Source organism: Plantactinospora sp. ZYX-F-223 (genome assembly GCF_039649625.1).
In the GTDB taxonomy this organism is placed as follows: domain Bacteria; phylum Actinomycetota; class Actinomycetes; order Mycobacteriales; family Micromonosporaceae; genus Plantactinospora.
Genome location: NZ_JBDJAV010000008.1, coordinates 151,951 through 172,042, shown reverse-complemented (window position 1 = coordinate 172,042; position 20,092 = coordinate 151,951). Strand labels below are relative to the sequence as shown.

Annotated in this window: 14 protein-coding genes and 1 pseudogene; 5 read left to right on the top strand and 10 right to left on the bottom strand. The window is 74.9% G+C overall.

From position 1 onward, the window contains the following. Positions 1-66 precede the first annotated feature (66 nt). A complete protein-coding gene (locus AAH979_RS10915) occupies positions 67-459 on the top strand; it encodes an SCO5389 family protein (protein ID WP_346257956.1) in 393 nt (130 codons plus the stop codon). A gap of 25 nt (positions 460-484) precedes the next feature. On the opposite strand, the gene AAH979_RS10910 is transcribed toward AAH979_RS10915, so the two are convergent. The 4 genes from AAH979_RS10910 to lpdA form a co-directional block, all read right to left on the bottom strand. Continuing rightward, positions 485-895, bottom strand: a complete 411-nt coding sequence (locus tag AAH979_RS10910) for a hypothetical protein (RefSeq protein WP_346257955.1) — start codon at positions 893-895, stop codon at positions 485-487. 177 nt (positions 896-1,072) lie between these two features. After that, entirely contained in the window at positions 1,073-1,975 is a 903-nt protein-coding gene (locus AAH979_RS10905; protein ID WP_346257954.1) for a TIGR01777 family oxidoreductase, read from the bottom strand. A 150-nt stretch (positions 1,976-2,125) separates the two neighbouring features. Further along, positions 2,126-3,940, bottom strand: coding sequence for a 2-oxoglutarate dehydrogenase, E2 component, dihydrolipoamide succinyltransferase (gene sucB / locus AAH979_RS10900; protein WP_346257953.1), 1,815 nt, complete (start codon positions 3,938-3,940; stop codon positions 2,126-2,128). Between the two features lie 71 nt (positions 3,941-4,011). Next, positions 4,012-5,400 carry a dihydrolipoyl dehydrogenase gene (gene lpdA, locus AAH979_RS10895; protein ID WP_346257952.1) on the bottom strand — a complete coding sequence of 463 codons (1,389 nt, stop codon included), beginning with the start codon at positions 5,398-5,400 and terminating at the stop codon, positions 4,012-4,014. Between the two features lie 267 nt (positions 5,401-5,667). Here lpdA and AAH979_RS10890 point away from each other — a divergent pair, with 267 nt between their 5' ends. Next, positions 5,668-5,991, top strand: a complete 324-nt coding sequence (locus AAH979_RS10890) for a hypothetical protein (protein WP_346257951.1) — start codon at positions 5,668-5,670, stop codon at positions 5,989-5,991. Positions 5,992-6,035: 44 nt separating this feature from the next. On the opposite strand, the gene AAH979_RS10885 is transcribed toward AAH979_RS10890, so the two are convergent. Beyond that, on the bottom strand, positions 6,036-7,616 hold the full coding sequence (locus tag AAH979_RS10885; protein WP_346257950.1) for a leucyl aminopeptidase: 1,581 nt from the start codon (positions 7,614-7,616) through the stop codon (positions 6,036-6,038). A gap of 162 nt (positions 7,617-7,778) precedes the next feature. Between AAH979_RS10885 and gcvT the strand changes: the two genes are divergently transcribed. Next, positions 7,779-8,966 carry a glycine cleavage system aminomethyltransferase GcvT gene (gene gcvT, locus AAH979_RS10880; RefSeq protein WP_346257949.1) on the top strand — a complete coding sequence of 396 codons (1,188 nt, stop codon included), beginning with the start codon at positions 7,779-7,781 and terminating at the stop codon, positions 8,964-8,966. A gap of 97 nt (positions 8,967-9,063) precedes the next feature. Here gcvT and AAH979_RS10875 read toward each other — a convergent pair whose 3' ends face one another. The 3 genes and pseudogenes from AAH979_RS10875 to AAH979_RS10865 form a co-directional block, all read right to left on the bottom strand. Then, positions 9,064-10,356, bottom strand: a complete 1,293-nt coding sequence (locus tag AAH979_RS10875; protein ID WP_346257948.1) for a DUF2314 domain-containing protein — start codon at positions 10,354-10,356, stop codon at positions 9,064-9,066. A gap of 83 nt (positions 10,357-10,439) precedes the next feature. Beyond that, positions 10,440-11,210 carry an adenosylcobinamide-GDP ribazoletransferase gene (locus AAH979_RS10870; RefSeq protein WP_346257947.1) on the bottom strand — a complete coding sequence of 257 codons (771 nt, stop codon included), beginning with the start codon at positions 11,208-11,210 and terminating at the stop codon, positions 10,440-10,442. A gap of 154 nt (positions 11,211-11,364) precedes the next feature. Next, positions 11,365-13,416 (bottom strand): annotated as a pseudogene (locus tag AAH979_RS10865) (bifunctional adenosylcobinamide kinase/adenosylcobinamide-phosphate guanylyltransferase); the annotation flags it as partial. A gap of 150 nt (positions 13,417-13,566) precedes the next feature. Between AAH979_RS10865 and AAH979_RS10860 the strand changes: the two are divergent. Both AAH979_RS10860 and AAH979_RS10855 read left to right on the top strand, forming a co-directional pair. Next, on the top strand, positions 13,567-13,767 hold the full coding sequence (locus AAH979_RS10860; protein ID WP_318394310.1) for a hypothetical protein: 201 nt from the start codon (positions 13,567-13,569) through the stop codon (positions 13,765-13,767). 5 nt (positions 13,768-13,772) lie between these two features. Then, positions 13,773-14,570: a site-2 protease family protein gene (locus AAH979_RS10855; RefSeq protein WP_346257946.1), complete on the top strand. Its 798-nt coding sequence runs from the start codon at positions 13,773-13,775 to the stop codon at positions 14,568-14,570. Between the two features lie 105 nt (positions 14,571-14,675). Here AAH979_RS10855 and AAH979_RS10850 read toward each other — a convergent pair whose 3' ends face one another. After that, positions 14,676-15,674 carry an aldo/keto reductase family protein gene (locus AAH979_RS10850; RefSeq protein ID WP_346257945.1) on the bottom strand — a complete coding sequence of 333 codons (999 nt, stop codon included), beginning with the start codon at positions 15,672-15,674 and terminating at the stop codon, positions 14,676-14,678. Positions 15,675-15,738: 64 nt separating this feature from the next. Continuing rightward, positions 15,739-19,959 carry a WG repeat-containing protein gene (locus AAH979_RS10845; RefSeq protein ID WP_346257944.1) on the bottom strand — a complete coding sequence of 1,407 codons (4,221 nt, stop codon included), beginning with the start codon at positions 19,957-19,959 and terminating at the stop codon, positions 15,739-15,741. Positions 19,960-20,092 lie beyond the last annotated feature (133 nt).

Here is a 20,092-nt window from a genome sequence, read left to right as displayed (position 1 = left end):
CGAGATGTGCCGCCGCTCCGGGCCAGCCGGCCCGGTGCGGGTCGAATCCACGACAGGAGGAGAGAGATGTCCCTGGACGTACCCGCCGCACTGCTGGAGCGGGCCGAGGCCGGCCAGGTCGACGACGAGGAGTTCGTCGACTGTGTCCGGCGGTCCCTGCCGTACGCCTGGGCGGTGGTTTCCGAGGTCTCGGCCCGGGTCCACGCGACCACGGCCGACTACGCCGATCACGCCGTACCGCCGCCGAGCGAGGCGGAGCGGGGTCAACTGCTCCGGGCACTGGCCAGCGACGCCATCCGGGGCGGGCTGGAACGCCACTTCGGGGTACGCCTCGCGTTCCAGAACTGCCACCGGGTGGCCGCGTTCCGGCCGGCGGCGGTAGGCGGCACCACGTACCAGCGGTTCGTCTCGCCGCTCGCCCAGGTCCGCAACCAGTCCCCGGAGCTGCGCGACTGCTGACCGGGTCGGCGCGGGGCCCGTCCGGCTACCCGGCGGGTCCCGCGCCGCCGGGACGGCGGGTTCGGCGGGCGACCAGCACGACCAGGGCGCCGGTGAGCACCAGCAGGGCGCCGAGGGCCGGCAGCCAGCCCGGGGGCGGGGCACCGCCGCCGGTGACCGGCAGGTGGCCCGAGGGCGTCGGCCCGGGAGTGGCCGCCGTCGGTTGGGGCGTCGGCGGCGCGGTCGTCGGCAGGGGTACCACCCGGAAGGTGACGCTGCCGGGTCCCGGTGGCTCCCCGGCGGCCACGGTGAAGCCGGTCCGGCCGTCCGGCCAACTGACCGCCACGCCCGTCGTACCGCCGATGGCCAGGCCGGCGGAGAGCGCGAGCGCGGCGGCGACGGCCCGGCGCGGTCTGGTGGGGACGGCCGGTCGGCGGGTCCGGTCCTCGGCGGTCATCGAGCCTCCAGCATCGCGGCGCCGCTCGCGGCGCGGATCGCCTTCCCGACCGCACCGCCGCCACGACGTCCGGGGCCGGAGGTTGTGTCCGGTACGGAAGGTGAATCCACCTTCGCACACCGTTCACCTCTGTTGGCTGTTTCCGGGCCGACTGCCCTACCCGCTCAGCCCTCCAGCTCAGCGGCTGGCCAGCGCGGCTTGCAGCGCGCTCGGCAGGTCGGGATGCCGATACTCGAAACCGGCCCGGTTCAGCACCCCGGGCAGCACCCGGAGGCTGCGCAGCGGCTCGACCGACAGCTCGCCGAGCAGGATCCGCAGCGCGATCGCCGGCACCGGCATCACGGTCGGCCGGTGCAGCGCCCGGCCGAGCGCCTTGGTGAACTCGGCGTTGGTCACCGGTGCCGGGCCGACCACGTTGACCGGCCCGGCGAGGTCCTCGCGGTCCAGCAGGAAGGTCATCGCGGCCAGCCAGTCGGCCATCGAGATCCACGGAATCCACTGCCGGCCGCTGCCGAACTTGCCCCCGATACCGAGCCGGTACGGCAGGAGCTGCGGCTTCAGCAGCCCGCCGGTCTGCTCCAGCGGCAGGCCGATGCGCAGCCGTACCACCCGTACCCCGGCCTGCTCGGCCGGTGCGGTCGCCGCCTCCCAGACCCGGCACAGGTCGGCCATGAAGCCGTCGCCGGCCGGCTCGTCCTCCTCGACCGGACGGTCGCCGGTGTCGCCGTACCAGCCGATCGCCGAGCCGTTCAGCAGCGCCCGGGGACGCTGCTCGGCCGGCAGTGCGGCGATCGCCCGGGCCAGCGTCGCGGTGCTGTCCACCCGGCTGGCCCGGAGTACCTCCTTGAAACCGCTGGTCCAGCGCCGGTCGCCGACGTTGGCGCCGGCCAGGTTGATCACCGCGTCGGTGCCGGAGAGCGTCGCCGGGTCGAGTTGGCCGGCGGCCGGATCCCACCGCACCTCGTCCGGGCCCTGAGCGGGGCGCCGGACCAGCCGGACGACGTCGTGCTCCGCCGCCCGGAGCCGATCGGTCAGACGGGTGCCGAGCCAGCCGGACGCGCCGGCCATCAGGATTCGCATCTCCGTATCTTCGCCCACTCCGCCCGAGGCGGCCCGGATCGGCACCGCCGCGATCCGGGCCAACCCGCCGGGTGGCGGTGTCGGCGTGCGGCCGAAACGGCGCGGGGCGCCCGGCCGACGGCCGGGCGCCCCGCACGGGCGTGGGTGCGATCAGGCCAGCCCGAGTTCGGCCTCGAACTGGCCGGCCTCCAGCCGCTCCTTGATCGCGGTCAGGAACCGGGCGGCGTCCGCACCGTCGACCAGCCGGTGGTCGTAGGAGAGCGCCAGGTAGACCATCGAGCGTGGCGCGATCACCTCGCCGAGCTGCGGGTCGGTGATCACCATCGGCCGCTTGACCACCGCGCCGGTGCCGAGCATCGCCGACTGCGGCGCCGGGACGATCGGGGTGTCGAAGAGCGCGCCCCGGCTGCCGGTGTTGGTCAGCGTGAAGGTCGCACCGGCGATCTCGTCCGGGCTGATCTTGTTGGTGCGGGTCCGCTCGGCGAGGTCGGCGACCCGGCGGGCGATCCCGGCCAGGTTCAGGTCACCGGCGTTGTGGATCACCGGCACCATCAGGCCGCGCTCGGTGTCCACGGCGATGCCGAGGTGCTCCGCCTCCGGATAGGTGATCGTGCCGGCCTCCAGGTCCATCCGGGCGTTGACCACCGGGTAGGTCTGCAACGCCTCGACGGCGGCCAGCGCGAAGAACGGCAGGAACGACAGCTTGACCCCGTGCCGCTGGAGGAACGTGTCCTTGGCCTTGGCCCGCAGCCGGGCCACCTTGGTGACGTCCACCTCGACGACCGTGGTGAGCTGCGCCATCTCGTGCAGCGACTCCTGCATCCGCTTGGCGATCACCGCGCGGATCCGGGGCAGCTTCTGGGTGCTGCCCCGCAGCGGGCTCGGTGCCGCCTTCGGCGCCGGTGCGGCCGGAGCGACGGCCTGCGCGGTCGGCTGGGCGGCCGGGGCCTGCGCGGCCGCACGGGCCCGCTCGGCCGCATCGAGTACGTCCTGCTTGCGGATCCGGCCACCGACCCCGGTACCGCTGACCGTGGAGAGGTCGACGCCCTGGTCGCTGGCGAGCTTGCGGACCAGCGGCGTGACGTACCCGGCACCGTTCTCGCCGGACGGCGCGGGTGCGGGGGCCGGGGTACGGGCCGGCGCCGGCTGGGCCGCCTGCTCGGTCTGGACCGGCTGCTCGGAACGCTCGGTCTCCGGCGCCGGGGTCTGGTACGACGCACCGGCCGCCGGTGCCGACGGCCGGGCCGGCTCCGCTGCCGGCTTGGCGGGCTCGGGAGCCGGCTTCGCGGCCTCCGGGGCGGGCTTCGCCGGCTCGGCGGCCGGGGCGGCGCCTCCGGCGGCACCGATCACCGCCAGGTCGGCGCCGACCGGCGCGGTCTCGTCCTGGCTGACCCGGATCTCCAGCAGGGTGCCGGCGACCGGGGAGGGGATCTCGGTGTCCACCTTGTCGGTGGAGACCTCGACCAGCGGCTCGTCGGCCTCGACGGTGTCGCCGACCTCCTTCAGCCAGCGGGTCACGGTGCCCTCGGTGACGCTCTCGCCCAGCGCCGGCATCCTGAGTACGGTGCCCGAGTCGCCGGCCGGTGCGGTCTGCGCCGGTACCGTCTCCGGCTCGGCCTGCTCCTGCTGGCCGGCCGGCTCCGCCGCCTCGGCCGACGGGGCGGCCGGGGCCGGCTCGGCCTCGGCCGGCTCCGGCTGGGCCGGCCGGGCCTCGCCGCCCGCCTCGCCGTCGCCGTCGATCACCGCCAGCTCGCTGCCGACCTCGGCGGTCTCGTCCTCGCTCACCACGATCCGGGCCAGCACGCCGGCCGCCGGGGAGGGGATCTCGGTGTCGACCTTGTCGGTGGAAACCTCGAGCAGGGGCTCGTCGACCTCGACCCGGTCGCCCTCCTGCTTCAGCCACCGGGTGACGGTGCCCTCAGTGACGCTCTCGCCCAGCCGGGGCATGGTGACCGATACCGGCATCTTTCAAGACTCCTTCGTGGCCTGTGCGATCCTGGCCCGGTTGGTCGCCGGGCGGCGCGGAGATTCTGTGGTCAGGCGTGTGCGTGCAGCGGCTTGCCGGCCAGGGCCAGGTGGGCCTCGCCGAGCGCCTCGCTCTGGGTGGGGTGGGCGTGGATGAGCTGCGCCACCTCGGCCGGGTACGCCTCCCAGTTGAAGATGAGCTGCGCCTCGCCGATCAGCTCGCCGACCCGGGCACCGACGAGGTGCAGGCCGACCACGGGTCCGTCGTCGACCCGGACCAGCTTGACGAAGCCGGCGGTCTTGAGGATCTGGCTCTTGCCGTTGCCACCGAGGTTGTAGTTGTAGGTCTTCACCTTGTCGGCACCGTACTGCTCCTTGGCCCGGGCCTCGGTGAGCCCGACCGAGGCCAGCTCCGGGTCGGAGTAGGTGACCCGGGGGATGCCGTTCTCGTCGATCACGGCGGGGTTGCGGCCGGCGATCTCCTCGGCCACGAAGATGCCCTGCTGGAAGCCGCGGTGCGCGAGCTGGAGGCCGGGCACGATGTCGCCGACCGCGTAGACGTTCGGCACGCCGGTGCGCAGCCGCTCGTCGGTGAGCACGAAGCCCCGGTCGAGCTTGACGCCCTGCTCCTCGTAACCGAGGTTGGCGGTGTTCGGGCCCCGGCCGACCGCGACCAGCAGCAGTTCGGCCTCGACGGTCTCGCCGCCTTCGATGGTGACCTTGACGCCCTTCTCGGTGTGCTCCACCTTCTCGAACCGCTTGCCGGTCTTGAACCCGATGCCGCGCTTGCGGAAAGCCCGCTCCAGCGCCTTGGACGACTCCTCGTCCTCGGCCGCCACCAGCCGGGGCAGCGCCTCGATGATGGTGACGTCGACCCCGAAGGACTTCCAGACGCTGGCGAACTCGACGCCGATGACGCCGCCGCCGAGCACGATCGCCGAGGTCGGCACCCGATCCAGGGTCAGCGCGTGGTCGCTGGTGATCACCCGCTCGCCGTCGATCTCCAGACCGGGCAGGGTCCGGGCGTACGAGCCGGTGGCCAGGATGATGTTGCGGCCGGTGTAGCGGGCCCCGTTCGCCTCGACGGTGTCGGCAGAGACCAGCTTGCCCTCGCCCTCGACCAGGGTGATCTTGGCACCCTTGATCAGCCCTTGCAGGCCCTTGTAGAGCCGCGAGATCACGCCGTCCTTGTAGGCGTTGACGCCGGGCATGTCGATGCCGACCAGCTCGGCCTTGACGCCGAACTGCTCGGACTCGCGGGTCTGGTCGGCGATCTCGGCCGCGTGCAGCAGCGCCTTCGTGGGGATGCAGCCGTTGTGCAGGCAGGTGCCGCCGACCTTGCCCTTCTCGATCATCGCGACCGAGAGGTCCAGTTGGGCGGCGCGCAGCGCCGCCGCGTACCCCCCGCTGCCACCCCCGAGGATGACGACATCGAACGTTCCGCCGTTCGGCTCGCTCACAGTTAACTCCCAGGTCGCGTCGCTGCTACGAGGGTGATGCCGGTCAACCGGGCATACCGCCACCCCCGGTCGGGGTTTTCCGGCCGGCGGGGCGTGGACTTTCTCCGGACTGCCAGTTGGGACCGGGGAGCGCCCACCTCGGTCATCTTGTCACTAGTGGAAGCGGGCCGCGTACCGAGGTGCCCAAGGACACGTCGTCGGGACGTACGCTTGCCGGAAGTCGCCACTTTCGCCGCGGGGCGGCGTGCCGGGGAGGAGAGGGTCGGGTTGGCCTGGTTTCGCCGACGGAAGAAGGCGGTTGTCGCGGCGGGTGATCGTCCCGCCAGCCGTGCGGATCTTGACCACCTCGAACAGTTTGTCCGGTCAAGGCGCGGTGTCGAGGCGTTCATCGAGCCCCGGACGACCGTGACCGAGACCACCGTCATGTTGATCGCCCACGACGGCGAATGGACCCGACGCCGGATCGACGGCCCGGACGGCGCCCGGCGGTTCGCGCACAAGCTGGCGATCCCGATCTACGACGTCCGGCTGGTCGGCTATCCGCAGCGGATGCGCGACTTCAACGAGCGCCGCAAACGGACCACCGGCTGACCGGCTGACCCCGGCCCCGTGCGGCGGGGCCGGGTCAGCCCGGGTCAGTCGTTGGCGGCGATGTCGTCGACCAGCTCCAGCAGGGTACGCACCGGCACCCCGGTGCCACCCTTGGTCCAGTGGCCGGTCGGCTCGCCCGAGTGGTAGCTCGGCCCGGCGATGTCGATGTGCGCCCACGGCACCTCGTCGGCGACGAACTCGCGCAGGAAGACCCCGCCCTGGAGCATGTGGCCGGCCCGGTCCATCGTCGCGTTGACCTGGGAGATGTCCGCGACCTCGGAGTCCATTCCCTTCCGGACGTCGTCCGGCAGCGGCATCGGCCAGGTCGGCTCGCCGGCCGCGTCACCGGCCTGCTGGACCCGCTGGCAGAGCTCGGTGCTGCCCATCACCCCGGCCACCCGCTTGCCGAGCGCCACCACCTGGCCGCCGGTCAGCGTGGAGGTCTCGACCAGGTAGTCGCAGCCGTCCTCGCAGGCCCGGGCCATCGCGTCGCCGAGCACCATCCGGCCCTCGGCGTCGGTGTTCAGCACCTCGACCCGCTTGCCGTTGTACATCGTCACCACGTCGCCCGGCCGGTACGCGGTGGCCGACGGCATGTTCTCGGCCATCGGCAGGTAGGCGGTCACCGCGACCGCCGGCTTCAGCTCGGCGATCGCCAGCATGGTGGCGGCGACCGCCGCCGCCCCGGCCATGTCGGACTTCATCTCCCACATGCCCTGGGCCGGCTTGATCGAGACGCCGCCGGTGTCGAAGGTGATGCCCTTGCCGACCAGCGCCAGCCGCTTCGCCGACCCGCCGGCACCACCGGCCGGGTCGTAGCTGAGCTTCACCAGCCGGGGCGGCGCCGCCGAGCCCAGCCCGACGGCCAGGATGCCGCCGTAGCCGCCGGCGGCCAGCGCCTGCTCGTCGAGGACCTCCACGCCGAGCCCCGCCTCCCGGGCGGCTGCGGCCACCGAGTCGGCGAAGGACGGCGGGCGCAGCTCGTTCGGCGCCGTGTTCACCCAGTCCCGGGTCCGGGTCACCGCCCGGGCCACCACACCGGCCCGGGTGATCTCCGCCCGGGCCCGGTCGTCACCGGCGTCCGGCACGTGCACCGCGATCGCGGCCACCGGCGGGCGGCGGGTCGGCTGCGGCCGGGTCTTGTAGCCGGCGAACCGGTACGCGCCGAGCAGCGCACCCTCGGCGGTGGCGCGCAGCGCGGCCGGGCCGTCCTCGTCGTCGGGTACCGGAAAGGTCAGCGCGACCCGCTCGGCGCCGGCCAGCGCCCGGACCGCCGAAGCGGCCGCCCGGCGCAGGATCTCCGGTGCCGGGGCCGCCCCGGTCGGCTCGGGGCCCAGCCCGACGGCGGCGACCAGCGGCGCCGTGACGGTGCCCAGGGTGGCCAGCTTGATCACCTCACCCGGGCTGCCGGTGGCGCCCAGCAGCGCCAGGGTCTCCGTCAGCCGGCCGTCGAACGCCGCGGCGATGCTCTCCGCTCCGGTCGCGAGGAGCAGGGTCCCGGCGAAGCCCGCGGCGGGACCCGGTTCGTCCACCGTCTGGCTGTGCAACCCGATGACGATGGCGTCGACGGCGAGTTCGGCGGGGTCGGTGTCGACCAGGCTGAGGCTGGTGCTGGGCGATGTCACTGCGCGGCTCCGGACGGGCGTGGCCGGCCGCCTGGTTGCGGCCGGGCGTTGTGGTCTCCGGCGCAACCTACCCGCCGGATGAATGGGCTGTCCCGCCGACGGTCCGCCGGACGGGTCCCGCCGATGCTAACCATCAGCCGGATCGCAGGTAGGTTGCGACCCATGACCGACCCGACGCAGGTGACCGGCGAGACCCCGGAACCTCCCGCCGACGCACTCCGCCAGTCGCCGCTGCACGAGCGGCACGCCGCGCTCGGCGCCAAGTTCGCCGCCTTCGGCGGCTGGTCCATGCCGCTGGAGTACGCCGGCGGCGGAGTCCTCCGGGAGCACACCGCGGTGCGTACCGGGGTGGGTGTGTTCGACGTCTCCCACCTGGGAAAGGCCCGGATCACCGGCCCGGGGGCGGCCGACTTCGTCAACGCCTGCCTCAGCAACGACCTGGGCCGGATCGGGCCGGGACGGGCGCAGTACACGCTCTGCTGCGACGAGGCGACCGGCGGCGTGGTGGACGACATCATCGCCTACCTGCACGGTCCCGAGCACGTCTTCCTGATCCCGAACGCCGCCAACACCGCCGAGGTGGTACGCCGGCTCCGCGCCGCCGCCCCGGCCGGGATCACCGTGACCAACGAGCACGAGGCGTACGCCGTGCTGGCGGTGCAGGGGCCGCGCTCGGCCGAGCTGCTCGGCACCCTCGGACTGCCGACCGGACACGGCTACATGAGCTTCTCCACCGCCGAACTCGGCTTCTCCACCGCCGGGGCGGCCACCCCGGACGGCGACCTGGTGTCGCTGGTGGTCTGCCGGACCGGTTACACCGGCGAGCACGGGTACGAGCTGGTGGTGCCGGCCGGGGCGGCGACCACGGTCTGGGACGCACTGCTGGCGGCCGGCGAGCCGTACGGGATCCGGGCCTGCGGGCTCGGCGCCCGGGACACCCTGCGGACCGAGATGGGCTACCCGCTGCACGGCCAGGACCTCTCCCCGGAGATCACTCCGGTGCAGGCCCGGGCGGGCTGGGCGGTCGGCTGGGACAAGCCGGCGTTCTGGGGGCGGGACGCGCTGCTCGCCGAGAAGGCGGCCGGGCCGCGCCGCACCCTGTGGGGGCTGCTGGCGCTGGACCGGGGTATCCCCCGGCCGGGCATGACGGTGCTCTCCGCCGGAGGTACGGCCGTCGGCACGGTCACCAGCGGCACCTTCTCGCCGACCCGGAAGGCGGGCATCGCCCTCGCCCTGCTGGACAGCGCCGCCGGGCTGGGCCAGGACGACGAGGTCGAGGTCGACGTCCGGGGCCGCCGCGCGGCGATGCGGGTCGTCCGCCCTCCCTTCGTCCAACCCTCCGTGAAGTAGCCCCCCGGCCTGTCGACGATCGGGGAGTCTCAGCGGGGTGCAGACCCCGCTGAGACTCCCCGATCCGGAGAAGGGGCGGGGGACGGGTGACCGGGGGTCAGCGTTGGGACCGGTCGCCGGCGTCCAGCACGGCCTGGGTCCAGCCGCCCTCGATCACCCCGCTGCCGTCCAGCAGGGCCCAGTCGACCACGTCGACGGCGTCCACCACGACGGGCTGGCCGACCCGGACCGCCGGATCGGCCGTGGCGTCGCTGGCGCTGGCCCCGACGATCCGTTCCGGGGTCGCCCACGAGGTGACCCCGGCCCAGACGAACTCCGGCCCCTCGTCATTCGGCAGGGCGTACTTGACCAGCAACTGCACCCCGTCCGGCAGGGTGCCGGCGAGGAACCGCTCCCGGATGCCGGGCAGCCCGTCCCGGGCGGTGGCGATCGCCCGGGCCATCGCGTCGTCCGGCCGGGCGTACCGGACGTCGGACTGGGCGGCGGCACCGAACAGGGCGGCGCAGACCGCCGCGAAGTACCGCCCGGCCGGGCCGGGATGGCCGGACGGGGGCAGCAGGGTCAGGAACGAGTCGGCGTCCGGGTCGGTGGCCGGGTCGAGTTCCAGCCGCAGCGCCGCCGGGCCGGTGGTGTCGTGCTGCTGCGGGTTGCCGTACGCCACCGCGATGTCGTGCCCGGTGACCGAGGTGACCACCGGCAACTGGACGAAGGCCGGCACCTCGCTGTCGGTGAGCCCGTCGGTCCAGGCCCGGAGCAGTCGCCGGGCCACCCCGGTCATCACCGCCCCCCAGGCCCGGGTCAGGTGCGTCGGCACCCCCTGCGCCTGCAACTCCAGCAGGCCGAACCGGCGCAGTCCCTTGGTGGTGAACCAGAGCCCGCCGTCGTCCGACGAGTACGGCACCAGGACCCAGTCGATCAGGCGCACCCGGCCCTCGGCGTCCGGCAGCGAGCGCAGTGCGGTGGCTGGGTCGAGGAACTGCAACGCGAAGACGTCGACCACGTCGGTGCCGAGGGAGTCGGCGATGGCGCAGGCAACCGTACGGGCGGCCCACTCGTGCGCGGGTGGCCAGCCGGGCCGGTAGCTGGCCTGCACCACCACCAGGTCGGTGGCGGCGTCCAGCCGGGCGAGCTGGGTGTCGGTGGCCCCGAACGCGGTGAGCAGGTCCGGCGGCAGGTGCGGGAACTCGGCGATCGGCCGGGTGTCGACCGTCATGAGCGGGCTGTCCAGCATCTGCCGGGCGAGGTCGTGCACCGGCCCGGAGAGCCGGCCGCCGAGCGCCGCCACCGCCTCGGCCGGGGCCGGGTCGACCTGGCCGGTGGTGGGCACCAGGTAGGTGGCGGTCAACGACTCCGGGACCGGCACGGGCAGGAAATCGTCCGTGATGAGCATTACGTCCCCCGCTCGACCGCCTGTTGGCCTGGTACTCGTGCTGGTGTCCTTTTCGCGAACGCTACCCGCGAACGCCTGCCCGGTCAGCCGGTCAGCACGACACCGAGGTAGAACAGCGTGCTGCCGAGTTCGACGCCCGCGCCGAGCACGTCGCCGGTGATGCCGCCGAGCCGGCGTACCACGTGCCGGACCAGCAGCAGCGTGCCGGCCAGCGCCCCGGCGACCGCGAGCGGGCCCTGCCAGGGGCGGTCCGGCACCGCCGGCACGGCGAGCAGCGCCACCCCGGCCGAGAGCCCGACCAGCGCGGCCGGGCCGACGGTGCCGGCGACCAGCGCGCCGAGCCCGTCCGGGCGGGCCGCCGGGACACCACGCCGGCAGGCCCAGCTCACCGCCAGCCGGCCGGTCGCGGCACCGGCGGCCAGCGCCGCGAGCAGCGCGGTCCACGGCCGGGCCGCCAGGGCCGCGAACGAGGCGGCCTGGAGCAGGAGTACGAGCAGCAGCGCGGTCACCCCGAACGGGCCGACGTCCGGCTGCCGCATGATCCGCAGGGCGGCTTCCCCGGAGCGGTACGAGCCGAGCGCGTCCACGGTGTCGGCCAGCCCGTCCAGGTGCAGCCCTCGGGTCAGCAGCGCCGCCACCGCCACGGTCACCACACCGGCGACCAGCGGCGGGGCGAGCGCGCCCAGCCCGCCGAGCACCCCGGCGAGGAGTACCCCGAGCAGCGCGCCGACCGGCGGGGCCAGGGTCATCGCCGTACCGGCGGTGGCGCGGTCGACGCGACCGGCCCGCAGCGGCGCGACGGTGAAGGTGGTCAGCGCCAGCCGGCCGCCGGCCGCGAACCGGCCCTCAGACACCCGGTGGCACGGTGGCGCCGTCCCGGCGCCCACCGTCCCGGTCGTCGGCCGCCCCGGTTCCGGTGGCCGGCTGCCCCGGCAGCGGTGCGTCGGTCGATTCCTGTTCCGGCGGTGGCGCGTCCGTCGCCGGCTGCCCGGTGGTGTCCTCCGGCACCGCGGTCGGACCGGGGCCGGCCGGCGGCGGCTCGATGAACTCCTGGTCGTCGTCCGGGTTGTCGTCGGCCCGCCCGGGACGGTCGGCCGGCGGGCCCGGGGCCCACGGTTCGGCCGGGTCGGGCGTCGGCGGGAGCGAGTCGTCGTCCGGTCCGGGGCGGTCGGCCGCCGGTTCCGGGGTCCAGGGTTCGGCCGGGTCCGGCACCGGCGGGAGCGAGCCGTCGCGCGCCGGATCGGACCGGTCGGTGCCGGCCGGATCGGCCGGCTCGCCGCTCGCCAGGCTCGGATGCACCGGCAGGGCGCCGGCGAGGGTCAGCGCGGCGCGTAGCAGCGGCAGCGCGGCCAGCGCGGCGCCGCCCTCGCCGAGGCCGAGTCGCAGGTCCAGCAACGGGCTCAGGTCGAGCACATCGGCGCCGAGCTTCACCGCCGGGTGGTCGCCGTGGTCCGGCAGCAGGCACCAGTGCCGGGCCTGGCCGGCGAGGTCCCGGCTGACCAGGCCCGCCGCCACCCCGACCGGCCCGTCCAGCAGCACCGGGGTACGCCGGGCCGTCGCGCCGAGCAGGACGCCGGTGGCGATCGCCAGGTCGCCGCCACCGAGTTCGGCGAGTACGTCCTTGGCGTCCCGGGGGCTGCGCCGGGTGCGGTGCATCGCGTCCCGGACCGCCGCGCAGCGCTGCATCCACGCCTCGTCGTCCACCCGCCCGCCGAGCGTCACCACCCGGCCGAGTACCGCCGCGGGTTCGGCGCCGGCGGTGGCGGCCAGTACGGCTGCCGCGGCGGCCTCGGTACCGGCACCGCAGGCGGCGAGGACCAGCAGGTCCACCCCCGCGTCCACCGCCTCCTCGGCGAGCCGCCAGCCGTAGCGCAGGGCCGCCTCGACCTCGTCGGCGGTCAGCGCCGGGCCCTCCTCGATCGGCCGGGACAGCGGTGCCTCGACCACCTGGAGGGTGGCGCCGGCCTCGGCGGCAAGCCGGGCGATCGGCCCGGTGCCCTGCCGGGCCTGCTCGGCGCGGCGGGTGGACTCGCCGGGTACCGCACCGGCGGCGGCGCCACCGGAGTGGTCGCCGTGCAGCAGCAGTACCCGGACCGAGCGCCAGGGCTCCGGGGTCGCCGTCCCCTGGGTGGCGGCGGCGAACGAGACCACCCGATCCAGCTGGCCGAGGCCGCTGCCGGGGAGGTCGAGCGTGCCGAGCCGGTCGACGGCGGCTGGCCCGGCGTACTCGTCCGGCATCGGCAGGTCCATCCCGGGCTGGATGACCAGACCGGTGGCGACCATCGGCAGTGCCATGGTCGGCGCCGTCCAGCCCGTCCCGGTCCCGGTCGCCGTCGACGGCGCGGGTTCGGCCGCCGGTGCCGGGATCACGGTCGGGCGGAGTACCTGCGGCACCGCGCCCAGCACCTCGGTCCAGGCCGAGGTGGCCGGGGCGGCCCGATCGGCGCCGGCCCGGTCGACCTGTGCCGGTACGCCAGGCTGGCCGGCGCCGGCCGGGACCGCCGGCGACTGGTCCGCGCCGGCCTTCAGCCAGGCCGGTTGTCCGGCGATCACCAGCACCACCGCGTCGCAGGCGTCCGCGACCGCCTGGTTGGTGGTGCCGAGCGCGTCGGCGAAGGCCCGGCCGAGCGGGGTGACCGGCACCGTCGACAGCCCCACCTCGGGGCTGACCAGCACCAGCCGGGCCGGGCAGTCCCGGATCGCGGCACCGAGCTCGCCGATGGTGGCGACGTCGTCGGCGGGCTGGTGCGCCGGGTCGAGCAGCACGGTCACCCAGCCGCCGAGGTCGTCGACGAGCAGCGTGTCGTTCGGACCGGCGCCGGCGATCAGTGCGGCCAGCCGGGACGGGTCGGCGTTGGCCTCCTCCGTCGTCCAGCCCGCCGGCCGGCGGATCCGGTGGGCGTCGATCCGGGCCGTCCAGTCCGGGTCGTCCGGGTCGGTCACGGCGGTCGCGACATAACGGACGACCGGTACGTCCCTAAGCAGCGACTCGGCGAACTCGGACTTGCCGGAGCGGATCCCGCCCAGCACCAGGAGCCTGCTCCACCCGTCTACGGACATGCCCGTACCTTAGAGCGCTTGGCTGGACAGCTCGCGGTGAGGTACGCCGGTGCGGAACCGCTCCGGACCGCTCTGGCTGGCTGACACCGGCCGGCCGACTAGGCTGGCGGGGGTTTGTCGGCGCGGAAGATCGGCGAGGGGAGACGCGACATGCCGTGGAGCTGGCGGTACGAGGGCGCGGACGGCGATCCGGTGAACGGACCGGCCGAGGCGTTCAGCAGCCAGGCCGACGCCGAGTCCTGGATCGGCCAGACCTGGCGTGAGCTCGCCGCCGCAGGTGTCGCCTCGGTGCTGCTGGTCGAGGACGACCGGGTGGAGTACCGGATGAGCCTGCTGCCCGCGGCCGAGTGACCGGGATGAACTTCGACCAACGCGGCCGGGACCGGCTGGTCCTCGGCGTGCCCCCGGAGGCGTTCCGGCCCAGCCCGATCTTCCTGGCCCTGGTCGCGCTCTTCGTGACCAGCGGCGCGATGGCGTGGAACGGGTTCGGCAACGTCCGGCTCGACGTCTTCCTCTTCGTCGTCTCGGGCTGGCTGGTCTCGCTCTGCCTGCACGAGTACGCGCACGCCGTGGTGGCGTACCGGGCCGGTGACCGGGGAGTGGCGCACCGCGGCTACCTGACCCTGAACCCGCTGAAATACAGCCACCCGCTGCTGTCGATCATCCTGCCCGTGGTGGTGGTGCTGCTCGGCGGCATCGGCCTGCCGGGCGGGGCGGTCTGGGTGGACCGGCACGAGATCCCCGGCCGGCTCCGGCACTCGCTGGTCAGCCTGGCCGGTCCGGCCACCAACGTGCTGTTCGCGCTGCTGCTGGTCGTACCGTTCGCGATCGGGGTGGACGTCTTCGCCGCGCCGGAGTTCTGGTCCGGGGTCGCGCTGCTCGCGTTCCTCCAGCTCACCGCGAGCATCCTCAACCTGCTGCCGGTGCCGGGTCTGGACGGCGGCAACGTCCTCCAGCCGTGGTTGAACCCGCAGTGGCGGCGCGGCTACGACCTGATGGCCCCGTACGGCTTCATCCTGCTCTTCGCCCTGCTCTGGAACCCGCGGGTCGGCGGCTGGTTCTTCGGCGGGGTCTTCGCGGTCGGCGACCTGATCGGCCTGCCCGACTACCTCTACGCCGAGGGCCTGCGCCTGATCCGCTTCTGGCAGGGCTGACCCGGACCGGACCGTACCCGGAAGGCCCCGCCCGGCGCACGCCAGGTCGGCGCGTGTCGGGCGGGGCCTTGGCCATACCTGCCGGAGGTCAGGACCGCCGCACGGTCACGGCCGCTGGGCCGGGCTCTGCGTCTTGGCCGGGTCCCGCTCGGTGATCGGCTCGACGATCTCGTCGATCGCCTTGAGCAGCTCGGCGTCGAGCTTCACCCCGGCCGCCTTGACGTTGTCCTGCACCTGCTCGGGGCGGGAGGCGCCGATGATCGCCGAGGAGACGTTCGGGTTCTGCAGCACCCAGGCGACCGCGAGCTGGGCCATGCTGAGGCCGGCCTGCTCGGCGAGCGGCTTGAGCCGCTGCACCCGGGTCAGCACCTCGTCGGACATGAACCGGGCGATGAAGCCCGCCCCGCCGGAGGTGTCGGTGGCCCGGGAACCGGCCGGCGGCTCCTGGCCGGGCAGGTACTTGCCGGTCAGCACACCCTGGGCGATCGGCGAGAAGACGATCTGGCTGACGCCGAGTTCCTGGCTGGTCGGCACGACCTCGCCCTCGATGACCCGCCACAGCATCGAGTACTGCGGCTGGTTCGAGACGAGCTGGATCTTCAGCTCCCGGGCCAGCTCGTGCGCGGCCCGGATCTCGGACGCCTTCCACTCCGAGACGCCGATGTAGTGCGCCTTGCCGGAGTGCACGACGTCGGCGAACGCCTCCATCGTCTCCTCCAGCGGCGTGGAGTAGTCGTACCGGTGCGCCTGGTAGAGGTCGACGTAGTCGGTCTGGAGGCGGCGCAGCGAGCCGTTGATCGACTCCATGATGTGCTTGCGGGACAGGCCCCGGTCGTTCCGGCCCGGCCCGGTCGGCCAGTAGACCTTGGTGAGGATCTCCAGACCCTCCCGGCGCTCGCCCTTCAGGGCCCGGCCCAGCACCGCCTCCGCCTTGGTGCCGGCGTACACGTCAGCGGTGTCGAAGGTGGTGATGCCGACGTCCAGAGCCGCGCGTACGCAGGAGAGTGCGGCCTCCTCCTCGATCTGGGAGCCGTGGGTGATCCAGTTTCCGTACGAGATCTCGCTGATCAGCAGGCCCGAGCGGCCAAGGTGTCGGAATTCCATACCTCTGACCCTAGTCCTCGTACCCGGAGTGGATCAGGTTGGGCGACCGGGCGAGGTGCACAGATCACAGCACGGGCTTGGTGTCGGCGAGCAGCCGGTCGATCTCCTCCATCACGTCGTTCCGGCTGGGGTGCACCGCGTCGATCAGCGGCTCGCCCCGGCGGTCCAGCGCACCCCACTGCCCGGTGCCGTTGCCGATCAGGAACGCGACCGGGTGGATCACCAGCGCCGGGTGGGCCGGCGCGACCAGTACCTGCCCGGACCGGTCCACCACACCCTTGCGCCCGCCCGCGTCGACGATCGCCAGCCCCTCGTCGGTGAACCCGTCGACGTACCGGCCGTCGGTGAGCGCGGTGGTGAAGCCGGTGTAGCGGGTCGGCAGCACCACCTTGCCGTTCCGGTCGACCGCGCCCCAGCCGCCCCGCCGGACGGCGGCGACACCGCGCCGGAACGGGCGTACGTCCTCGAAGCCGGCCGGGATGACCACCTTGTTGGACTTGTCGATCGCGATCCAGCCGCCGGTGCCGTCCCGGGACACCCAGGCCAGCCCGTCGGAGAAGGATCCGACGCCGAGATATCCGGTCGACGCCTCGATCAGCAGTTCGCCGGTTTCGTCGATCAGCTCCCAGGTGCGGGTCTCGGGCCGGCGTACCCAGGCCACCCCGTCCCGGAACGGCTGCACGTCGGCGTAGCTCGGCGCGATCGCGAGCTGGCCGTCGGGGTCGGCGTACCCCCAGCGCTGCACCTTCTCGCTGAACTTCGGCACCGGTGGCCGGTGCACCTGGAGGATCTCGTCCCGGTCCCGCGGGTACGGGCCCCAGCCGTTCTGCGCGACCTTGTTGAAGACGGCGTCGAGCGCGAGTTCGGTCCGGGCGATCAGGTCCGGGTCCTCGACCTTGCGCAGCTCCAGCGCCTTCTCGAAGTGGTTGCAGGCTTCCATGTAGCGGCCCTGGTCGTAGCAGGACCGTCCGGCGTGCTCGTGCATGGTGGCCCGCAGCCGGTCCGGCAGCTCGGAGGAGTTCGCCTCCTCGAAGAGCCGGTCCGCCTCGGCGAAGTCCCCCCGCCACTGGAGGACGTGCGCCAGCCGGGCCTGGGCGATAGCGATCCGTCGCAACTGGCCGGTTGCCTCGGCGTGGGCCAGCGCCAGCTTGCCGTCGGAGAGCGCCTTGCCGAGGTCGCCGAGGATGCGGGAGACCACCGCCCGCAGGCTCAGCAGCCGGGCCCGGGTGCCGTTGTCCTTCGCCGGTTCGAGCTTCTCCGTCAACCGGTCCCGGATCGCCCGCAGCGACTCCGGATCCTCGACCAGCTCCCGCAGGGTCTCGTGGTGGAACCGCCACTCGTACGACGCCAGCACCTGTTCCGGGTCGGTGGCCGCGGGCTCCGGCGTGACGTCGGTGGGTTCCGGCTCGGCCGGCCCTCGTTTTCCGCCCGGTCGGATGATCGGGGTGAGCATGGTGGGCGCGCTCAGGGCGGTCGCCGCCCCGGCGGCCGGCCCGGTCGGCAGCACGGTGTCGGGGCTGGCCTCGACGACCGGCGAGCCCGGCGGCGAGGTGGCCAGTGGGGGTCCGGAGGTGGGTGCCGCAGCCGGCGGTCCGGAGCTGGGTGCCAGATCCGGCGGGCCGGCGGCGACCGTCGGGACCGGCGGTGCGGTCTCCGCCGGGGTGTCCGGGGCCGGTGCGCCGTCGGGCGCCGAATCGTCCGCCGGTGCCCCGGCGTCGACCGTCAGCTCCGGGTCGCCGTCACGCGGCTGGTCCGCTGTGCCGGCACCGTCGTCGGCGGCCAAGGCCACGTCGGTGCCCGGCTCGATGGGGGAGGGGGCCGCCGGGGCGGCATCGGTGAGCGGTCCGACTGTGGTGTGGTCCGCGACAGGTCCGGTTTTTGGCATGGAGGGTACGGAAGTCTCACTCGGATCGGTGGCCCGTCCGGACTCCGGCACGGGCCCGGCGTCGGCCGGTTCGATCGGAGGACCGGACGAGGGGACGGGCGAGGCGGGTTCGATGACAGTACCCGCCACCGGGGTGGCGGCGGCTGGTTCGACCGGCCCGTCGGCGTCCGTCCCGACCGCTGGCCCCGGGGGCGGGCTGGCGGGCGGCGTCGACTCGACGGGCGTGGTCGGGGACGGGGTGCCGGCGGGCGTCGGCGCGGGCAGGAACTCCAGCCGCAGGCCCGTGGCCGGGGGTGGCGTGACCGGCGGGCGCTGGCCGGTCTCGTCGGCGGACGGCGGCCGGGGCGGCCGGGAAGCCGGATCCGAGGGTGTGGCCGGAGTCAGCCAGCCCGCCGCCCGATCGCGCGGCGGCTCCGCCGGAGTCGCCGGCTCGACCGGCTCGGCCGGAGGCGGCGTGAGCCACGGCCCCGCCTCGACCTGCCGGGTCGGTTCGGCGCTCCGAGTCGGTTCGACCGTACGGGCCGCCTCGGCGGCCCGGGTCGGCTCGGCCGGCCGGGCTGGCTCCACGGGTCGGGGCGGCTCGACCGGGCGGGGTGCCTCGGTGGCCCGGGCCGGCTCGACCGGACGGGGTGGCTCGACGGGGCGCTGCGGCTCGACCGGGCGGGACGCCTCGACGGGACGGGGTGGCTCGACGTGCCGGGCCGCCTCGACCGGGCGCGGTGGCGCCACCGGCCGGGTCGACTCGACGGGGCGCGGTGGTTCGACGGGACGGGGTGGTTCCACCGGGCGGCCGGCGTCGACCGGGCGGGGCTCGATCGGCCGGGACTGCTCGACCCGGCGTACCGGCTCGACCGGGTGAGCCGGCTCGATCCGCCGGGCGGGCTCGACCGGACGAGGCTGTTCGGCGGCCCGGGCCGGTTCTCCGGTCCTGGCCGGTTCTCCGGTCCTGGGCGGCTCTCCGGTCCTGGGCGGCTCTCCGGTCCTGGGCGGTGCGGTCGGGCCGACCCGGTCGGTCGGGCTCGCCGGTCCGGCGGCGACGACGGGGTACTCGGCGACCCGGTCCGGGCGGACCGGCGCGTCGTCCGGCCGGCCGGTGCGCGGTGGGACCCGCTCGGCACCCGAGGCCGACGTCCGGTCCGGTCGCCCGTATCCCGGTGCCAGCTCGGCGGCGGGCCGGTCGACGCCGGGCGGAGTCGGCCCGACCCGGTCGCCCCGGGGCACGGGGCCCGGCCGGGCGGCCGGATCGGTGCCGCGCGGGTCGCGTACCGGCGGACGGCCGGAACCCAGATCGGGGAAGCGTCGCCCCTCGCGCGGCTCCTGGCCCGGGCCGCGCTGGGCTGGCCAACTGGGTGCACCGGACGGTCCTGCGGCGGGGCGCCGGACCGGAGGCTCGGAGCCGGGGCGGTCGGGCCGGGCCCGGGGCGGGGTGCGGCCCGGGGGTACCTCGCGGCTCCCCGGATGCGGCTGGCCGCCGGATCGGGCCGCCCAACCGTCGGTTCGATCCTGTCCTGGAACGCCCCGCTCGGGGCCGGGGGAGCCGTCGAACGCCGCCGGCATCGCCGGACGTCCACCCGGCCCGGCCCGGCCCCGGCCGTCCCGAGGTCCGGGCCGGCCGTCGGAGGGCGTCGGGCGCCGGTCCGGCAGCGGCTGGGTCTCCTCGGACGCCGGCCCGGTGAGCCACCGTCCGCGCCGCTCCGGTGCACCGGCGGAGCGCCCCGGCCGGTCGTCGCCGGAGCGGTGCGGATCGTGCTGCGACGCGGCCCGGCCACCGGCAAACCCGCTCTCGCCGCGACCTCCGCGCGGCCCGGACTCGCCGGCACCGGGCGGCCGCCGGTCATCCCGGCCGACCGGCACCGAACCGCCGGTGCGGTGCTCGACCGGAGGCCGGGCGCGTCCGTTCGACGGTTGGTCCCAGGAATCCGGGCCGTCGTCCCCGGAGCCGGGCGGCGGGTTCCAGCCGGGGGATCGGCTGTCCCAGCGGTCGAGCCGTCCGGTACGCGTCTCGCGTGGCGGCCCGTCCGCCCGGGCCGACGGATGGGCGCCGGCCGGTTGCCCGGTACGCCCGCTCGGCAGCGCCTCGCGACGGCTGCCCGGCAGCGCCTCTGGGCGGCCGTTCGGCGGCGCGTCGGGGCGGCCGTTCGGCGGCGCGTCGGGGCGGCCGTTGGAGACCGGCTCGGGACGGCCGAACGGCTCCGGCTCGCCGGGGCGGCTACCCGGCGGCGGTACCTTGGCCCGGCCGGTCGGCACCGGTGCCCGGCCGGCTGGCCGGCGTCGCCGCTGGTGGCCGATGTCTCCGGGATAGCGCTGGCCGGGAAACTGCGGCTCCCACTCCGCCGTCGGTTCGACCACCCAGGACGGTTCGGCGGCCTCTCCCCAGCGGCCCGAGTATCGACCGCTCATCGCGGCGCTCCGAGCCGTACGCCGCCGTCTCGACCGCCTCGGGAGCCGATGCCGGGAGCGGTACGCCGAACCGCGCGCGACGCGGCCGGGGAAGCCGGCTCGCGTCGCTCACTCACGGGGTGTCACCTCGTCG

Coding starts and splice junctions, on each gene's coding strand:
- AAH979_RS10915 (WP_346257956.1), top strand. CDS start 67: ATGTCCCTGGACGTACCCGCCGCACTGCTGGAGCGGGCCGAGGCCGGC.
- AAH979_RS10910 (WP_346257955.1), bottom strand. CDS start 895: ATGACCGCCGAGGACCGGACCCGCCGACCGGCCGTCCCCACCAGACCG.
- AAH979_RS10905 (WP_346257954.1), bottom strand. CDS start 1,975: ATGCGAATCCTGATGGCCGGCGCGTCCGGCTGGCTCGGCACCCGTCTG.
- sucB (WP_346257953.1), bottom strand. CDS start 3,940: ATGCCGGTATCGGTCACCATGCCCCGGCTGGGCGAGAGCGTCACTGAG.
- gcvT (WP_346257949.1), top strand. CDS start 7,779: ATGACCGACCCGACGCAGGTGACCGGCGAGACCCCGGAACCTCCCGCC.
- AAH979_RS10875 (WP_346257948.1), bottom strand. CDS start 10,356: ATGCTCATCACGGACGATTTCCTGCCCGTGCCGGTCCCGGAGTCGTTG.
- AAH979_RS10860 (WP_318394310.1), top strand. CDS start 13,567: ATGCCGTGGAGCTGGCGGTACGAGGGCGCGGACGGCGATCCGGTGAAC.
- AAH979_RS10855 (WP_346257946.1), top strand. CDS start 13,773: ATGAACTTCGACCAACGCGGCCGGGACCGGCTGGTCCTCGGCGTGCCC.
- AAH979_RS10850 (WP_346257945.1), bottom strand. CDS start 15,674: ATGGAATTCCGACACCTTGGCCGCTCGGGCCTGCTGATCAGCGAGATC.
- AAH979_RS10845 (WP_346257944.1), bottom strand. CDS start 19,959: ATGAGCGGTCGATACTCGGGCCGCTGGGGAGAGGCCGCCGAACCGTCC.